The organism is Thioalkalivibrio sp. ALE16, from assembly GCF_000381305.1.
Classification (GTDB): Bacteria; Pseudomonadota; Gammaproteobacteria; order Ectothiorhodospirales; family Ectothiorhodospiraceae; genus Thioalkalivibrio.
The window spans coordinates 120,714-137,217 of sequence record NZ_KB906359.1 but is presented as its reverse complement, the minus strand read 5'-3'; the positions used below and the strand labels follow the sequence as shown (position 1 = coordinate 137,217).

At 67.7% G+C, this 16,504-nt stretch carries 16 protein-coding genes; 5 read left to right on the top strand and 11 right to left on the bottom strand.

Annotated features, from left to right (window positions below):
* Nucleotides 1–42: 42 nt before the first annotated feature.
* The 4 genes from F627_RS0107005 to F627_RS0106990 all read right to left on the bottom strand — a co-directional run bounded on the left by F627_RS0107005 (nucleotide 43) and on the right by F627_RS0106990 (nucleotide 3,664).
* Nucleotides 43–1,317: a diguanylate cyclase gene (locus F627_RS0107005; protein WP_018880693.1), complete on the bottom strand. Its 1,275-nt coding sequence runs from the start codon at nucleotides 1,315–1,317 to the stop codon at nucleotides 43–45.
* 88 nt (nucleotides 1,318–1,405) lie between these two features.
* On the bottom strand, nucleotides 1,406–1,798 hold the full coding sequence (locus F627_RS0107000) for a CBS domain-containing protein (protein WP_018145798.1): 393 nt from the start codon (nucleotides 1,796–1,798) through the stop codon (nucleotides 1,406–1,408).
* A gap of 11 nt (nucleotides 1,799–1,809) precedes the next feature.
* Nucleotides 1,810–2,157 (bottom strand): hypothetical protein, encoded by a 348-nt coding sequence (locus F627_RS0106995; protein WP_018879034.1) that lies wholly within the window; start codon nucleotides 2,155–2,157, stop codon nucleotides 1,810–1,812.
* A gap of 4 nt (nucleotides 2,158–2,161) precedes the next feature.
* Nucleotides 2,162–3,664 carry a DUF1538 domain-containing protein gene (locus tag F627_RS0106990; RefSeq protein ID WP_018880694.1) on the bottom strand — a complete coding sequence of 501 codons (1,503 nt, stop codon included), beginning with the start codon at nucleotides 3,662–3,664 and terminating at the stop codon, nucleotides 2,162–2,164.
* Nucleotides 3,665–3,724: 60 nt separating this feature from the next.
* On the opposite strand from F627_RS0106990, the gene F627_RS0106985 reads away from it, so the two are divergent.
* Nucleotides 3,725–4,429 (top strand): SDR family NAD(P)-dependent oxidoreductase, encoded by a 705-nt coding sequence (locus F627_RS0106985; protein ID WP_018877748.1) that lies wholly within the window; start codon nucleotides 3,725–3,727, stop codon nucleotides 4,427–4,429.
* A 95-nt stretch (nucleotides 4,430–4,524) separates the two neighbouring features.
* A complete protein-coding gene (locus F627_RS0106980; protein ID WP_019583643.1) occupies nucleotides 4,525–5,187 on the top strand; it encodes an OmpW family protein in 663 nt (220 codons plus the stop codon).
* 26 nt (nucleotides 5,188–5,213) lie between these two features.
* Here the strand turns inward: F627_RS0106980 and F627_RS0106975 are convergent, their stop codons facing one another.
* From F627_RS0106975 to F627_RS0106965, 3 genes are read right to left on the bottom strand one after another with little or no spacing between them, the layout of a single operon-like run.
* Nucleotides 5,214–5,636 carry an HIT domain-containing protein gene (locus F627_RS0106975; protein ID WP_018875382.1) on the bottom strand — a complete coding sequence of 141 codons (423 nt, stop codon included), beginning with the start codon at nucleotides 5,634–5,636 and terminating at the stop codon, nucleotides 5,214–5,216.
* Nucleotides 5,626–7,593: a M1 family metallopeptidase gene (locus F627_RS0106970; protein WP_019583642.1), complete on the bottom strand. Its 1,968-nt coding sequence runs from the start codon at nucleotides 7,591–7,593 to the stop codon at nucleotides 5,626–5,628. Before F627_RS0106970 ends, F627_RS0106975 begins: the two co-directional genes overlap by 11 nt.
* 3 nt (nucleotides 7,594–7,596) lie before the next feature.
* Nucleotides 7,597–8,754, bottom strand: a complete 1,158-nt coding sequence (locus tag F627_RS0106965; RefSeq protein WP_026280210.1) for a ChaN family lipoprotein — start codon at nucleotides 8,752–8,754, stop codon at nucleotides 7,597–7,599.
* Nucleotides 8,755–8,880: 126 nt separating this feature from the next.
* Between F627_RS0106965 and F627_RS0106960 the strand changes: the two genes are divergently transcribed.
* Complete coding sequence (locus tag F627_RS0106960) at nucleotides 8,881–9,660, top strand: FkbM family methyltransferase (protein WP_042835176.1); 780 nt, start codon at nucleotides 8,881–8,883, stop codon at nucleotides 9,658–9,660.
* 31 nt (nucleotides 9,661–9,691) lie between these two features.
* Nucleotides 9,692–10,495: a creatininase family protein gene (locus F627_RS0106955; protein ID WP_018867412.1), complete on the top strand. Its 804-nt coding sequence runs from the start codon at nucleotides 9,692–9,694 to the stop codon at nucleotides 10,493–10,495.
* Nucleotides 10,496–10,503: 8 nt separating this feature from the next.
* Here F627_RS0106955 and ribA read toward each other — a convergent pair whose 3' ends face one another.
* Nucleotides 10,504–11,649, bottom strand: coding sequence for a GTP cyclohydrolase II RibA (gene ribA / locus F627_RS0106950; protein WP_026279290.1), 1,146 nt, complete (start codon nucleotides 11,647–11,649; stop codon nucleotides 10,504–10,506).
* A 194-nt stretch (nucleotides 11,650–11,843) separates the two neighbouring features.
* Between ribA and F627_RS0106945 the strand changes: the two genes are divergently transcribed.
* Nucleotides 11,844–12,629 (top strand): RibD family protein, encoded by a 786-nt coding sequence (locus tag F627_RS0106945; RefSeq protein ID WP_018867410.1) that lies wholly within the window; start codon nucleotides 11,844–11,846, stop codon nucleotides 12,627–12,629.
* A gap of 22 nt (nucleotides 12,630–12,651) precedes the next feature.
* On the opposite strand, the gene thrC is transcribed toward F627_RS0106945, so the two are convergent.
* The 3 genes from thrC to alaC form a co-directional block, all read right to left on the bottom strand.
* The gene (gene thrC, locus F627_RS0106940) at nucleotides 12,652–13,794 is read right to left on the bottom strand and encodes a threonine synthase (RefSeq protein ID WP_018877754.1); all 1,143 of its coding nucleotides are present in this window, start codon (nucleotides 13,792–13,794) and stop codon (nucleotides 12,652–12,654) included.
* A 40-nt stretch (nucleotides 13,795–13,834) separates the two neighbouring features.
* Nucleotides 13,835–15,148 (bottom strand): homoserine dehydrogenase, encoded by a 1,314-nt coding sequence (locus F627_RS0106935; protein WP_018877755.1) that lies wholly within the window; start codon nucleotides 15,146–15,148, stop codon nucleotides 13,835–13,837.
* Nucleotides 15,149–15,222: 74 nt separating this feature from the next.
* Nucleotides 15,223–16,446 carry an alanine transaminase gene (alaC, locus tag F627_RS0106930; protein ID WP_018875376.1) on the bottom strand — a complete coding sequence of 408 codons (1,224 nt, stop codon included), beginning with the start codon at nucleotides 16,444–16,446 and terminating at the stop codon, nucleotides 15,223–15,225.
* Between the last annotated feature and the right edge of the window lie 58 nt (nucleotides 16,447–16,504).

Genomic DNA, 16,504 nt, shown 5'->3' with positions numbered 1-16,504 from the left:
CCTTTTTGCTGGCTCGGGGTGTGTCGGGTTTGAGTGCTCGGCTCAGAGCAGCACGACGCGGTTCCGACCCGACTCCTTGGCCTGGTACATCGCCTCGTCCACCCGACGGGCCAGCGTCTTCGGCGTATCGCCCGGGCGCATCTCGCTGACACCGAAACTGGCCGTCACCGAGATCGGGCAGGGTGTTTCCATTGCGGCCACCGCCTTGCGCAGTTTTTCCGCCATCGCCGCGGCCCCGGCGCCGGGCGTCTCGGGCACCACCACCATGAACTCCTCCCCGCCCCAGCGACCGAGGGAATCCGCCTCGCGCAGGGCGCCGCGGACGGTTTCCGCGAGGCGCTTGAGCACCTCGTCCCCGGTCTCGTGGCCGTAGTCGTCGTTGAAGTCCTTGAAGCGGTCGATATCGAACATGATCAGGGACAACGGACGCCCGTAGCGTCGGCTGCGCTCCATCTCCGCCTCGAGGGTATCGCCGAGACTCAGACGATTGGCCAGACCCGTCAGCCAGTCGGTGTGCGCCAGCCGCCGGATCTCGTCTTCCATGCGCACGCGATCGGTCACGTCCTTGCCAATCGACACGTAGTGGGTTACTTCGCCGCCGGCATTGGTGACCGGGCTGATGCTCTGCTCCATGTGCATCAGGGAGCCATCCCGGCGCCGATTCACGAACTCGCCGCGAAAGGCATCCCCCCGCTTCAGCGTGTCCCACATCTCGCGATAGAAATCGGCATCCTGCTGGCCGGATTTCAGGATGCGCGGAGTCTGCCCCAGTGCCTCGTTGCGGCTGTAACCGGTCTGTTCCTCGAAGGCCGCATTCACGTAGGTGATGGTGCCCTCGGGGTCGGTAATCAGGACCGGGTCCGCGGATACCTCCAGCGCGGTGGACAGCAGCCGGATCTCGTCATCGCGGCGCCGTTCGTCCGTGATGTCCTGCTGCACCGACACGAAGTGGGTCACCCGGCGGTCGTCATCCTCCGCATACACCGGCGAGATGTGCCAGCGAACCCGGTACCAGGAACCGTCCTTGCGGTAGTTGATGGCCTCGCCATCGAAACACTCCCCGCTGGCCAGGGCACCCCGCATCCGGTCCAGCACCGCGCGCGAGGTGGCCGGTCCCTGCAGCATGCGCGGGGTCTGGCCCAGGGCCTCGTCGCGATCGTAGCCGGTCATGCGCTCGAAGCCGGCATTCACGTAGACGATCCGCGGGCCCGCATCCAGATCGGCATCGGTGATGACCACCGAGTTGTGCGACTGCTCGATGGCCGCATCCAGAAGGCGGAGTTTCTCGAACCCCTCGATGAACGACATGGGCGGCATGGCACGGCCTTCCGGAAACGAATGGGCGCGGGGATGGGCCCCGCGAAGTATACGGCCGAGGACTCGGACTCGTCCGCGAAGGCAGCGTTCAGTCCATATCGGCCATCTCGAGGATCGAGCCGACAATGTCGCTGGTGGTCACAATGCCCTCGAGCTCGTTGCCCTTGAGCACGACCAGCCGCCGGATCCCCTGGCTCACCATCAACCGCGCCACATATTTCACGTCCATCTCGGCGGGCACCGTGATCACCGGCTTGGTGCAGACATCATAGACGTTCGAGAGGTCAATATCGCCCTCCTCCGCCACGATCGTCTTCAGGATCGTGGTGTAGGTGATGATGCCGTAGGCATCGTGGGCGTGCTGCTTCTCCACCACCAGGGACTTCACGCCATGCTTGCGCATCAACTGCATGGCCTCGCGCAACGGCGCCAGGGGGGACACGGTCACCACGTTGGGTCTGAGAATCTCGCTTACCAGCATAATCGTCTCCGTCAAAGTTCTTCCTTGACCTGTTCCTGGAACTGCTCGATCTGGTTGCGCCCGATACCGGCCAGGTGGGCGAGATCCACCGTAAAGGCAATCCCGCGCGGATCATTGGCCAGATCGAGCTCCCTGGAAATGGACTTGAGCACGCCCAGGGCCACTTTCTTCTCCAGTACCCACAACAGGACCGACTGACTCCCCTCGTAGGTCATGCCGAGGAAGGTCTTGCGCGCCTCGGCCCCGATGCCGCGCGCGTCCATGATGGTTACCCCACCCGCGCCGGCCTCCTTGGCCGTGGCGATTGCCTGTTCCTCCAGGTCATCCGAGAGGACGGCCACCAGTGCGGAAAATCTCATTGCGCTACTCCTCCTGGTTACGCGTAAACCAGCGTTCGTACAGATCCACGGCGATCGCGTAGAGCATCACCGTGACGATGGGAAAGATGGACGCAAACGCGATCAGGCCAAAGCCGTCGATCAGGACGTTGCGGTCCTCCAGGTGCGTCGCGAGACCAATCCCCAGTGCCGTCACCAGCGGCACCGTCACCTCCGAGGTGGTCACGCCGCCCAGGTCGAAGGCCAGCGCCACGATCTGCTTCGGCGCGAGGATGGTCAGCACGATCACCAGCAGGTAGCCGCCCATGATGTAGTGGTGGATGGAATCGCCCGCCAGGATCCGGTGCACCCCGATAGTGATACCGATGGCCACGCCCAGCGCCACCAGGATGCGGATCACATCGCCGCGCAGGGAGCCGCGCGCCGCCTCCTCCGCCTTCTGGCCGATCGCGATCAGGGCCGGTTCCGCCATCGTGGTGGCAAAACCGATGGAGAACGCGAACAGATAAACCCACAGGAACAGCTCGTTGGTGATCAGCTGCTCGGCCATGCTCTCGCCGATCGGGAACAGTCCCAGCTTGAGCCCGACCACGAAGGCGTACAGGCCCAGCACCACCAGCACGAAACCGAAGATCACCCGCGGCAGATACGGGATGCGCTTGCGCAGCACGAAATACTGGAACACCACGATGACCGCGATGATCGGCGCCACGTCGCGCAGCATCAGCAGCAGGTCCATGCCCATCGTGGCCAGCCAGTGACCCTCGGCCCCCGGCAGATCCGTGTCCGGATCCATCGCGGCGGTCTCGGCGTTGGTCGGCGCCCCGATATCGGCGCCGGTGAACACGATGATGCCGTAGAGCTGCACGGTAATCATCGGCACCATCACCGCCAGCGCCACCAGCCCGAAACCGTCACGCAGCGGATTCCGTCCGCTGATCGAGGCGGCCAGCCCCAGGCCCAGGGCCGCCACCAGCGGCACGGTCACGATGTTCGTGGTCACCCCGCCAGAGTCGTAGGCCAGACCGACGATCTCTTCCGGGGCAAAGAAGGTGACCAGCACCACGAGCACGTAGCCGGTCAGGATGTACCAGTGCAGCGGGTGGCCCAGCACCGTGCGCAGGATCCCCAGCGCAACTACGGTCCCGACCGACAACGCGACGATCAGGCGCAGGACGAACCCCTCGATCCGCCCCTCGCTGATCAGCTCCGCCTGCTCCGCGACCGCGATCAGGGCCGGTTCCGCGATCACCGTGGCAAAGCCAAGGGTAAAGCCGAACGCCATCAGCAGCAGCAGCGAACCCCGCCGGGCCAGCGCATTCGATAGGTTCTTGCCGATGGGAAAGATGCCCATCTCCAGACCCTGCAGGAACAGCGCCACGCCAAAGACCACGATGGCCAGCCCGACCACCATGGACAGCAGGCCATCCGGCACCGTACGCAGCACCAGCGCCTGGAACACCGCCACCACGATCACGATGGGCGCGAGATTGCGCGCCGCATGACCCAGGGTGTGGAGAAAGTTCATGCGCTCCCTTCCCGGGATATGACCCCGGAATCAATTCCCCGCCTGGCGGTCGCAGGGTGTATGGAATCCCTGCAGATACCCTATCGCGCCGTGGTGGTCGGCGCCACGGGCGGCCTCGGTGCCGCGTTCGTGCAACACCTGGAACAGGACCCGAACTGCACGCAGGTAGTCGCACTCGGTCGCCACAGCGACCCGCCCGTGGATCTCCTCGACGAGGCCAGTATCGAACATGCCGCCGCCTGGCTGCGCGAGCAGGCACCGGAATGGGACCTGATCCTCGATGCCACCGGCATCCTGACCATCGACGGCCAGGGCCCGGAGAAGCGCCTGCGCGACCTCGATCCGGCCGTCATGGCCCGAGCCTTCGCCATCAACGCCATCGGCCCGGCGCTGTTGTTCAAGCACCTGGCACCGCTGCTCCCGCGCAATCGCAAGGGGGTTCTGGCCACCCTGTCGGCCCGGGTCGGCTCCATCGAGGACAATCACCTCGGCGGCTGGGTCAGCTATCGCGCCTCCAAGGCGGCACTCAACCAGATCGTGCGGACCACCGCCCTGGAACTGCGGTTCAGCCACCGTCAGGCGGTCGTGGTCGCCCTGCAGCCCGGCACCTGCGCCACCCGGCTTTCAGAGCCGTATCGGTCCCGCGCGCCGGAGGTGCTGAGCCCCGAGTACGCAACCGGCCGCCTGCTGGATGTTCTGGACCGGCTGGACGCCGAGCAGTCCGGGAGTTTCCACGACTTCGAGGGCCAGCGACTGCCGTTCTAAAAACCATCAGCGGAAATGATCTGCATCAACGAATACTGATACGCGCGGCGCGATAGTACCTCCGAACGACCATCACGCCTTCGGAGGAACCGAACATGCGACACACCCTGACCTTCCGCTCCCTGGCGCTGGCCGGCCTCCTGGCCCCTGCCGCCCTGATCCCGGCCCACGCCACCGCCGCCAACGCCGACGTCTCCGCCGGCGACTGGCTGATCCGCGGCGGCCTGACCCACGTGGCCCCCAAGTCCGACAACGGCAACCTGAATGCCAGCGGCTTGGGGCTGAGCGCAACAGCTCCGGCTGACGTCGGCTCGAACACCCGTCCGTCCGGCAACATCACCTACATGATGACGGACAACCTGGGCCTGGAGCTGCTGGTCGCGATCCCGTTCAAGCACAGCCTGAACGTCGGTGGCGTCGACATCGGCAGCACCCGCCACCTGCCGCCGACCCTGAGCCTGCAGTACCACTTCAACACCGGTACCGCGGTCCGCCCCTACGTGGGTGCCGGCATCAACTACACCTATTTCTTCGACGAAGACACCAGCGACGCGCTCGGCGCCGACATTGACCTGGACGACTCCTGGGGCGCCGCGGTGCAGGCCGGGATCGACTTCGCGGTGGACGACAACTGGTTCGTGAATGCCGAAGTGCGCTGGATCGACATCGACACCGACGTGTCGCTGGGTGACGCCCATCTCGGTACCGTCAACATCGACCCCTGGACCTTCGGCATGAACGTCGGCTACCGCTTCTGACGCATACCCTGAAGCAAGACGCCGGCCTAACCGCCGACGTCTTCCACGAGGCCGAGGACCCGCGCGATGCGGTCCTCGGCCTCTTGTGTTTCCAGACCCCGCGATTTCGGCGCACCCCAGACGGGGCCGGGCCAGGCCGGGTCCCCCTCGAAGCGCGCCACGTGGTGCAGATGCAACTGCTCCACGATGTTGCCCAGCTTGGCCACGTTCAGCGCTCGCGGGACGAAGGCCTGCTCCATCGCCCGGGCCAGGGCGCGCGATTCGCGGGCCAGCTGGGTGGCATCCTCCACCGCGAGTGCATGCAGTTCCCGCAGGTCGGGGCGCCGCGGGACCAGGATGAACCAGGGGTAGTCCCAGTGATCCATCAATCGGACGCTGGACAGCGGCCACTCCGCCACGGCCCAGGTGTCCGCGACGAGCCGCGGATCGAGTCGAAACTCAGTCGTCATTGGCCAGCTCCTGCCAGATCCCGGGTTGCGACCAGAGGCCCGTCTCCCAGTCCCCACCCGCGGTCCCCAGCAGATAGCTGTAGTGCGACCGATGCCGCAAGGCGGCCGCGGCACCACGCCGGGCCTCCGCATCCGGGCCGCTGATCACCACCAGTTGCGTGCCAGGGACCGTCCAGGCCCGGGCGCTGGTTCCCGTTTCCAGGCCCGGCTCCACGGCCGCGGGCTCCGGTGCGAGCCCGCGCGCGTCCAGCCATTCCGCCACGGCGGCATGCGTGCCCAGCAGGATCCGCGTGCCCCCCATGCCCTCCGCGACCTCGGGCACACGCCCCAGCCAGGGCGCGACCTCGGCGGCCCCGGCATCCGCGAGCGCAAACACCCTCGCCTCCGGGTCCAGGGCGCCCTGACGCAGAATCTCCGGCGACTCCCCATCGGCCAGATGCCGGAACAGCCGCCAGTCCGGATCGACGGCGATCGCCCGCGGCCGCCTGTCGGTCTCGATCGAAACCGGCCGGGACACGCCCTCCAGCTCGATCCAGTGCGTTTCGCGCCCCTCCTCGGTCTTCAGCACCAGCGGCACACGCAGGTGCCACGGATCGTCGTCATCCGCCTGGCGCAGTTGCCCCGTCGCCTGCCACCCGTCCCCGCGCGGCTCCAGCCGCAGCGCGGCCAGTTCCAGCGCCGGCGCCCCCGTGCGCTCGATCCATTGCTCGAAGAACGGGCGCAGGTCCTTGTCCGTCTCCCGGTCGAAAGCCTCGCTCACGGCCGCCCAGTCGGCCTCGCGAAAAAGCCACTCGGCATACAGCTCGCGCACGCCGGCGCGCAGGGCCTCCTCCCCGATCCGGTCCTCCAGCATCCGCCACAGCATCGCTCCGCGGTGATACCCGGCAATCCGCGCGGCGCCGGAATTCCCGCCCCGGAAGCTGCCATGTGGCCGGTCCTGCTCACTGGGCAGGGCCGCGTAGTCACGCAGCCACTGCCCGCGCTCCTCACGCCCCTCACCACGATCACGCTTGAACTGGTAATCGGCCATGAAGGTGGTCAGCCCTTCCGACCAGTTGCCGCCCGAGGCGTCCACGTACACCCCCGTCCCCCACCAGGCGTGGAGCACTTCGTGACCGAGGGAGGTATGGGGGATGAACGGCAACGGAATCACGCGCTCGCCCATCAGCGTAAAACCCGGGAAGGCCAGCCCCACCGGCCGCGGACTCGCGGCGATGGTGAAGGTGTCGTAGGGATATGGCCCGATCGCCTCGCTGAAGCGCTCGATATAGCCTGCCGCCTGCTCGCGATAGGTCGCGCCGAACTCGGCTTCCAGATGAGCCGGAAACAGCGTGCGCACCGTGACCGTTCCAACCTCCTGCTCGACCGCGTCCCAGGGTCCGGTGGCCACGGCCAGCGCGCGTGCCGCCGGGTGTTCGAAGGTTGTGCGGTACTGGTCTCCTTCGCGCTCCTCCGCCACCTGCGAGCCGGATGCGACCGCCCGATGGCCGCCGAGGCTGGTCACTTCGATGCGTACGGCATGCGGCTCCTGCTCCGGTCTTCGCGGATACCAGTCCGCCCCCGCCGGCAGATATCCGCCCTCCGGGGCCAGGAATCCGCTTCCGGGTCGCGCATCGTCCAGTGCGGGCAGACGTGCGCCGTAGCGAATCACCAGGGCACCGGCATCGGCCTCCGGCGCGCGCGCCAGCTCCAGCCAGCCATCTCCGCTACGCTCGAACTCGACGGGGTGCCCGCCCAGCGACACGGCGTCCACGGCAATCCCCGGATCGAGCCGGAAGCGCCGCAGAGTGGCCGGATCCACCTGCGCCGGGTCCGCCTCGTAGCGGCCCTCCAGCCGCGACTGGCCGGGATCCAGTTCCACCTGCACCACCACCCCGGCAACCGAGGCCGCGCCGGGGAGCGGTGCCAGAAGCAATCCTACGGCGATGATGACGCCCGCAAGCAAGCCGGTTCGCATGGTTCAGTCCCCGCGCGGGAAACGCGCTACCCGCTCCAGCTGCTCGCCCTCGCGCTCGATCTCCAGGGGCAGCCAGGTACCGGGCGCGACGGCCCGCACCACGCGCTGCAGGTCGCTCGCCGCGCGGATGGATCGGTCCCCGGCCCGCAGGACGCGATCCCCCGCCTGCAAGCCCGCGGCCTCGCCCACCGAGTCTGGCTGGACCCGCAGGATGCGAATACCCGGCTGGTCATCGGCCTCCAGGTGTACCCCAAGCAGGGCCCCCGAAAGTTCGAATCGATCGTCGCGCGGGACCCCGAATACGGCATCCGCCAGGTCCGGGTCGGTTTCCGCGCATTCCCCGGGCTCGCGCGGCAAAAGCACCGCCGTGTCGGTCACGCCCAGATCGGCGAGCTGGTGGGGTACCCCGTAGCCGTATTCCAGATGCCCCGAGCCGATGATCGCCGCCACCAGCGGAGGACGCTCGCCGCCCGCCTCGAGATGCGCGGAGATGGCACCCGCCATCATGCGGTCCCAGGCCACCTGGGTCGCGACAAAGCGCTCCGCATCCGGCCCCATCCCGGCCGGGTGGCGTTCCAGTACGGATTCCAGATACGCGCGGTACCCGTCGCTGGGCGCGGCCGGGGCGGACACGCCGTCGCGTGCCTCCTCGTCCAACGCGTCCCAGCCTTCATGGCCCAGCCGCCGGATCGACTCCCGCTCCAGGTTCAGCGCCAGCAGGGGCACGTCATGCAAACGGGCGAAGTGCAGGATGGGCCAGTACAGGTCGGGATCGAAGCCCCAGTGGGTATACCAGCCACTCGCTTCCAGGAAGGCCTCCGGGTCCAGTTCGCCCGCGACCCAGGCATCCAGGACCGGCTGTTTGGAACGCGGCAGCATCTCGAGGCCGATCACCAGGTCCGGGCGATACCCATGCAGTGCCGCCAGGGTCGCCAATTGCCAGCGATGATGATCCATTCGGTCATGGCGCTCGCCCAGCAGGACCGCATCACGCCTCGCCAGGTCGGCATACAACTCGGCCGTATCCAGCCGCTCGCCGCCCGGCGCCGACCAGACGCCAGCGGCGGCACAGTCATCACCGGCCTGGGCAACGCTCACCAGCGAAACGGCCAGCAGACCCGAAGAAACCAGCCGTTTCAGCATCCGAAAACCTGCATTCATGCATCGCTCCTCGTCCCGCCCGTTCTACCCGGCCGCTCGTGCCAGGCACGTACCTGCCAACCCTTCTGAAGACTCTGCTAGACCGCCGGCGTTCCCCCGTGGCCCCGGCTCGGTTAGCCTGCCGGGATGAATGCATCCCCGCAAAGCCCTTCCCGCATGGCCTGGCTGGACCAGGCGATAGGTGTCCTGCGCTCGCTGATCATCTATCGCCGTCCCGGCCGGCAGCGAGGCCTGCAGCGCATGTATGCCTCGTTCGTCCAGCCCGGCGACCTGGTGTTCGACATCGGGGCCCACGTCGGCGACCGCACCCTGGCCTTTGCCGCCCTGGGCGCCCGGGTCGTGGCACTGGAACCCCAGCCCCAGCTCCTGCCCTGGTTGCGGCGCGCCGTGCGCGGCCGGCCGGGTATCGCGATCCGCCGCGAGGTCGCCGGGCCGCGCGCCGGCTCCGCGCAGTTGCAGATCAGCCGGCGCCACCCCACGGTCTCCTCGGCTTCGCGCCCCTGGGTCCGATCGCTGCGCAACCACAACCGGAGCTTCCAGCACGTGCACTGGGACGACGAGATCACGGTCCCCATGGTCACCCTCGACCAGTTGATCGAGGAATACGGCACCCCCGCCTTCTGCAAGATCGATGTCGAAGGCCTGGAGGCCGAGGTCCTGCGCGGGCTCACCCACGCGGTCCCGGCCCTCTCGTTCGAATTCGTCGCCGGTGCGCTGGACGTCACCCGCGACTGCCTCCAGCAACTGGACGCGCTCGATACCTACGAGTACAACCTGATCCCCGGCGAACAACGCCGGTACCGCTTTGCCCAATGGCAGTCCGGCGCCGAAATCCTGAACTGGCTGGAGGCACACGGCGACCGCCTGGGTTCGGGCGATCTCTACGCCCGCCGCCCTGTCGCTTGACGCCACGCCCCCAGGCGGCAAGGCTGGACGCATGAGTGCCCGAGACCTCCTCTGGTGGCAGGACCGTACAAGCGCCGGGATCGCCGAACTCGCCGCGCGCGACGCCGTTGCGCTCCTGCCCCTGTCGGCGATCGAGCAACACGGCCCGCACCTCCCGCTGGACACCGACTACCGCATCGGCCTCGGTCTCCTGCAGGCGGCCTGCAAGACCCTTCCGGCAGATCTGCCGCGGGTCGTCCTTCCGCCCGTGGCCGTCGCTACCAGTCATGAACACACTGACTTCTCTGGCACGCTGACCCTGCGCCCCGAGACCGCGCTGGCCCTGCTGCGTGATCTTGGCGAGAGCGTGGCACGCAGCGGTCTTCGCCGACTGCTGATCGTGAACAGCCACGGCGGCAACACCGCGATCTGCGACCTGGCCGCGCTGGAGCTGCGCCGGGACCACAGTATGCTGGTGGTCAAGCATCACTACTTCACCCAGCCCCCGCCGTCCGAATTCGGCATCCCGGCCGAGGAACTCCGCCACGGCCTGCACGGAGGGCTGATCGAGACCGCGATGATGCGCTTCCTCGCGCCGGAGACCGTCCACATGGACGCGGCCGCGGACGCGCCGTCGCTGGGGGCCACGCTGGCCGAGACAATGGAGGTGCTGGAACCCGAGGGCCGCGCGTCCTTCGCCTGGATGGCGCAGGACCTCAACCCTTCGGGGGTGGTGGGCGATGCCCGCGCGGCGACCGCGGACCTCGGCGAACGCCTGGTGGCGCACTATGCCGGAATCCTGGCCGCCGCCATCCGGGACACGGCCCGCTTCGATCTGGCGCAACTGCGCGCCTGACCGGTCCCTCAGCCGCGCTCGGCCTCCGAGGCCAGCAGTTCCTGCAGCCAGTGACCGCCGCGGTCGGCCTTGGTGCTGAGGTAGCGCAGGTTGTGGGGATTCAGCTTGCCGTGCACCGGCTCGCGCGCCACCACGTCGATGCCGCCGGCCCGCAGCGCCTCGATCTTGCCGGGGTTGTTGGTCAGCAGACGGACGGTATCGATACCCAGGAATTCCAGCATCTCCACGGCCGCATCGTAGCGCCGCCCGTCCGCCTCGAAGCCCAGCTGGCAGTCGGAGTCGATGGTGTCCAGACCGGCCGTCTGCATGGTGTACGCGCGCAGCTTGTTGGCCAGCCCGATGCCGCGGCCTTCCTGCGCCAGGTACAGCAGCACGCCCCCACCCGACTCGTTGATGGTCTTCACACCCAGCCGCAACTGGTCGCCGCAGTCGCAGCGCAGGCTGCCGAACAGATCGCCGGTCAGGCAGGCCGAATGCAGTCGCACCGGGACCGCCTCGGGCCAGTCCCGGGGCTCGCCGATCAAAACGGCCACATGCTCCAGAATCCCGTTACCCTCGCGGAACAGCATGAAGCGCGTGACCGGAGCATCCGCGAGCGGCACGGGGGCCTCGCTGACGTAGGCCAGCTCCAGCCGCGGATGCTGGGCCACGGCCCGGGCCTCCTGCTCGTCTACATCCAGGAACATGCCATCGGCAAGCGCCGACTGTATCGCCTCGGGCACCGGTTCGGGCACCGGCGCGGCCACCACCGCCGGCAACAGGCGACCCGCCCGCACCAGTTCCAGGGCGGCGACTTCCGCCGGCAATGCCCGCGTCACCGTCGGCTGGCCGAGGGCGGCATCGGGGTGTCCGGCCTCGTTCGAGGCCTCGGGGGCACTGGCCAGAGTAAACAGCGCCTCGGGATCGGTGTCCGGGGCGAACTCGAGGGCCACGCCCTCCCAGCCTTCCTGCAGCGGCTGGGCCCAGCCCATTGCAGAGGCCCGGTGCGCAGTTAGAATCAGTCGAGGCGACGCCCCGGTCATGTGGGTCAAACGATCCAGCAGAACGGGGGTCAGACCCTCGACGGCCGCAACGAGTACACTCGACTGCGAACCACTTACCAGGACCGGATGGCCCCGGCGCAGATCAAAGATCCCGCGATCGGCGTTGTGCATCGGGTACGTCCATAGGGAGTTTTGTTTATGACCCGCCCGCAACCCGCGAATTCCCCGAAGGCGAGCCCCGGATACTCCAGACGTGTCATCAGGAACCTGCCGGATTCGGGACTGATCGGATACGCGTGCGGGAGATCGGCCCCTAGCCTACCCCAACTGGCCGGTCGCGGTCCCGTAACCCCGGAATTTGCGGCATGACGGCATATCCGGTCACCGAGGAGCAAGCCTGGCGCTGGCTGCTGGCCCAGCGGGCCGAGCCCGGCTGCTGCCCCCTGCCCGGGCCCCTGGCGCCGGGCGCCCACGAATTGCTGGATCTCTACGGCCCGATCGTCGAGGCGCCCAGCATCACCGTGGCCCAGCTCGGGCAAAGCCTGGACGGACGCATCGCCACTGCCAGCGGCCATTCGCACTACGTCACCGGCCCCGAGGATATCGAGCGCCTGCACCGCCTGCGGGCCCTGGTGGATGCCGTCATCGTCGGCGCCGGAACCGTGGTCGCGGACGACCCCCGTCTGACCGTGCGCAAGACCGAGGGCCCGAATCCGGTGCGCGTGATCCTGGACCCCGACGGCCGCATCCCCGCCGATGCCCATGTCTTCCGCCATGCCGAGGTCCGCACGCTCGTCCTCCACGCGGCCGGCTACGGCCCCTGCGGGCTTCCCGAACACGTGGAATGCCTGGAGATGCCCACCGGGGACGACGGGCGCTTCGACCCGGCACAGATCCGCGGGCGGCTGGCGGAGATGGGCCTGCACCGCCTGCTGGTCGAGGGTGGCGGGCAAACGGTTTCGCGCTTCCTGCAGGCCGACACCCTGGACCGTCTGCACCTCACCATCGCACCGATGCTGATCGGGTCCGGGCGCCCCGGCGTCACGCTGCCGGAGATCGACTCGCTGGATCAGGCCCTGCGCCCGCCCTGCCGGATCTTCCGACTGGGGGGTGACACCCTGTTCGACCTGGACCTGCGCAGCAAGCCCTGAGGCCGGCCGGCACGGCGTGGCCTCAGCTCAGGTTGTCGCGAATCGCGCGGGAGACCGCGTCCAGCTCGGCCGGCACCTTGGTCGGCTGCACCACGCTCTGCGCGATCGCGGTGTCCGGGTCCTTCAGTCCGTTGCCCGTGAGCGTGCACACGACCGTCGAGCCTTCCGGGATCTTGCCGTCGCGGATGTCGCGCAGGGCGCCGGCCAGGGATGCGGCCGAGGCCGGCTCGCAGAACACGCCCTCCTTCTCGGCCAGCAGCTTCTGCGCGGCAAGGATCTCGTCGTCCTGGCATTCATCGAACCAGCCACCCGACTCTTCGCGCACCTTCCACGCCATGTCCCAGGACTGCGGATGGCCAATGCGAATCGCGGTCGCCACGGTATCCGGGTTGTCCACCATCGCGCCGCGCATGAACGGCGCGGAGCCCGAGGCCTGGTAGCCCACCATATGCGGGCGGTTACCCACCATGCCGCCTCCGGCATATTTGCAGTGGCCCTTGCAATAGGCGCAGGCATCGGTCACGTCGTCACTGCTCTTGGCCGCCATCTCGCTGTAGCCGATCCAGTGCGCGGTGATGTTACCCGCGTTGCCCACCGGCAGGCAGTGATAGTCCGGGGCCCGACCCAGCTCCTCGACGATTTCGAAAGCGGCGGTCTTCTGGCCCTGCAGGCGATACGGATTGACCGAGTTCACCAGGGTCACCGGGGTGTTGGAGGCCACTTCCTTGACCAGGCGCATGCCGTCGTCGAAGTTGCCCTCGATCTGAATCACCGTCGCGCCATGCATCATCGCCTGGGCCAGCTTGCCCATCGCGATCTTGCCATCCGGGATCACCACGAACGCGGTGATCCCGGCGCGGGCGGCATAGGCAGCCGCCGCCGCGGAGGTGTTGCCGGTGGAGGCGCAGACGATCGCCCGCGAGCCCTCTTCCACCGCCTTGGTCACGGCCATGGTCATGCCGCGGTCCTTGAACGAACCGGTGGGGTTCAGGCCCTCGAACTTCACGTAGATCTCGACCTCCCGCGCCAGATCACGCGGGATGTTGTTCAGCCGGATCAGCGGCGTGTTGCCCTCGCCCAGCGAGATGATGCGGGTGTCGTCATGCACCGGCAGGCGGTCGCGGTAGCGTTCGATCAGTCCGGTATAGCGGTGTCCAAAGGCCATGATGTTCTCTGTCGTTGCGGTTGCAGTCCGGGCGCCGGGATCAGCGCGCCAGCCCTTCCATGCGGATACGGGTAATCGGGGTCAGCAGGTGATCCAGCGCCTCGAGCGCGGTAATCGCCTCGTTCATCGCACCCTCGCGCACCTTGTGCGTCAGCATGATGATCGTCGCCTCGCCGCGCTCCGGATCCGGTTCACGCTGCAGGATCGCCTCGATGCTGATGCCGTGCTCGCCGAGGATGCGGGTGATGTCGGCCAGCACGCCCGGACGGTCCTGCGTGCGCAGACGCAGGTAGAACGACGTCTCGACGTCCGCGAGATCCAGCACCGGCTTGTCCGACAAGGCATCCGGCTGGAAGGCCAGATGCGGCACGCGATTCTCGGGATCGGTGGTCAGGGCACGCACCACGTCGACCAGATCGGCCACCACGGCCGAGGCGGTGGCCTCCGCGCCCGCACCCGCACCGTAGTAAAGCGTCGGGCCCACGGCGTCGGCGTTGACCAGCACCGCGTTCATCACGCCGTCCACGTTGGCGATCAGTCGGCGTTCCGGGATCAGCGTGGGGTGCACCCGCAGCTCGTAGCCCTTGGGCGTGCGCCGGGCGATACCCAGGTGCTTGATGCGGTAGCCCAGCTCGGCGGCGAAACCGACATCCTCGCGGGTGATGTTGCTGATGCCTTCCACCGCAACCCGGTCGAACTGCAGCGGAATGCCAAAGGCAATGGAGGCCAGGATCGCGAGCTTGTGGGCCGCGTCGATGCCTTCCACGTCAAAGGTCGGGTCGGCCTCGGCATAGCCCAGTGCCTGGGCCTCGGCCAGCACGTCCTCGAAATCGCGACCCTTGTCGCGCATCTCGGTCAGGATGAAGTTGCCGGTGCCGTTGATGATGCCGGCCAGCCATTCGATCTGGTTGCCGGCCAGGCCCTCGCGAATCGCCTTGATAATCGGGATGCCACCGGCCACCGCGGCCTCGAAGGCGACCATCACGCCCTTTTGCTGGGCGCGCTCGAAGATCGTGTTGCCGTGCAAAGCGATCAGGGCCTTGTTCGCGGTGACCACGTGCTTGCCGGCGTCGATCGCGGCCAGCACCAGGTTCAGGGCCGGGTCGGTCCCGCCCATCAGTTCGACGACGACCTCGACCTCGGGGTCATTCACGACCGCCGCCGGATCGGTGGTCAGCCGAATCTGCGAACAGTCACATTCCCGCTCGCGGTTGACATCGCGCGCGGCGGCCGCCACGACCTGGATATCGCGACCCGCGCGGCGGGCGATCTCGGTGCCGTTGCGCGCGAGCACGTTCACCGTGCCGCAGCCCACCGTACCCAGTCCAAGAATTCCGATCTTTACCGGCGTCATAGCCTTGCTGTCCTTGACGTCAGGCGCCGTCCGGCGCCCGGTGTTGATTGCATTCGGAGCGCGGCCCGCGCGCCTCAGGCGTTCGAACCCGAGCTTTCCTCGGCCGCGTCGGCGAGGATCGAGTCGGCCCGGAACATCGCCTTGATCCCGCGCAGCGCCTGGCGGGTGCGCTGTTCGTTCTCGATCAGGCTGAAGCGCACGTGGTCATCGCCATAGTTGCCGAACCCGATGCCCGGCGAGACGGCCACCTTGGCGTCACGCAGCATCTTCTTCGCGAACTCCAGCGATCCCATCTCGCGGTACGGTTCCGGGATCGGGGCCCAGACGAACATGGTCGCCTTCGGCTTTTCCACCTGCCAGCCGAGCTTGTTGAGGCCGTCGCAGAGTACATCCCGGCGCACGCGGTACAACTCGCGGATCTCCTCGACACAGTCCTGCGGACCTTCCAGCGCCGCGATCGCGGCCACCTGGATCGGGGTAAAGGTCCCGTAATCGAGGTAGGACTTGATGCGCGCGAGGGCGGCCACCAGCGTCGGATTGCCGCACATGAAGCCCACGCGCCAGCCGGGCATGTTGTAGGTTTTGGACAGGGTGTAGAACTCCACCGCAATGTCCTTGGCACCCGGCACCTCGAAGATCGACGGCGCCTTGTAGCCATCGAAGCTGATCTCCGCATAGGCCAGGTCGTGCACGATCCAGATGCCGTGTTCCTTGCAGATCGCCACCACCCGCTCGAAGAACTCGAGATCCACGCATTGCGTGGTCGGGTTCGCCGGAAAGTTCAGGATCAGCATCTTCGGCTTCGGCCAGGAGTCCTGGATCGCCCGCTCCAGCTCGGCGAAGAAGTCGACATCCGGCGTCAGCGGCACATGGCGCACGTCGGCGCCGGCGATCACGCAGCCATACGGATGAATGGGATACGCCGGGTTCGGCACCAGGACGGCATCCCCCGGCCCCAGGGTCGCCAGTGCCAGGTGCGCCAGGCCCTCCTTGGAACCGATGGTCACGATGGCCTCGGTCTCCGGGTCCAGATCCACGTCGAACTGGGTCTTGTACCAGCGTGTGATCGCACGACGCAGGCGCGGGATGCCCTTGGACACGGAGTAGCGATGGGTATCGCCGCGCTGGGCCGCCTCGCACAGCTTGTCCACGATGTGCTGCGGCGTCGGCTGGTCGGGGTTGCCCATCCCGAAGTCGATAATGTCCTCGCCACGGGCGCGGGCCTCGGCCTTCAACTGGTTCACGATGTTGAAGACGTAGGGCGGGAGGCGCTCGATACGGGGGAAGACGTCGGTCACGGGTCTGGGTCCTGGTTGGGGCCTTGGCGGTTGTTTTCCGGGACCCTGAAGGCCCCTC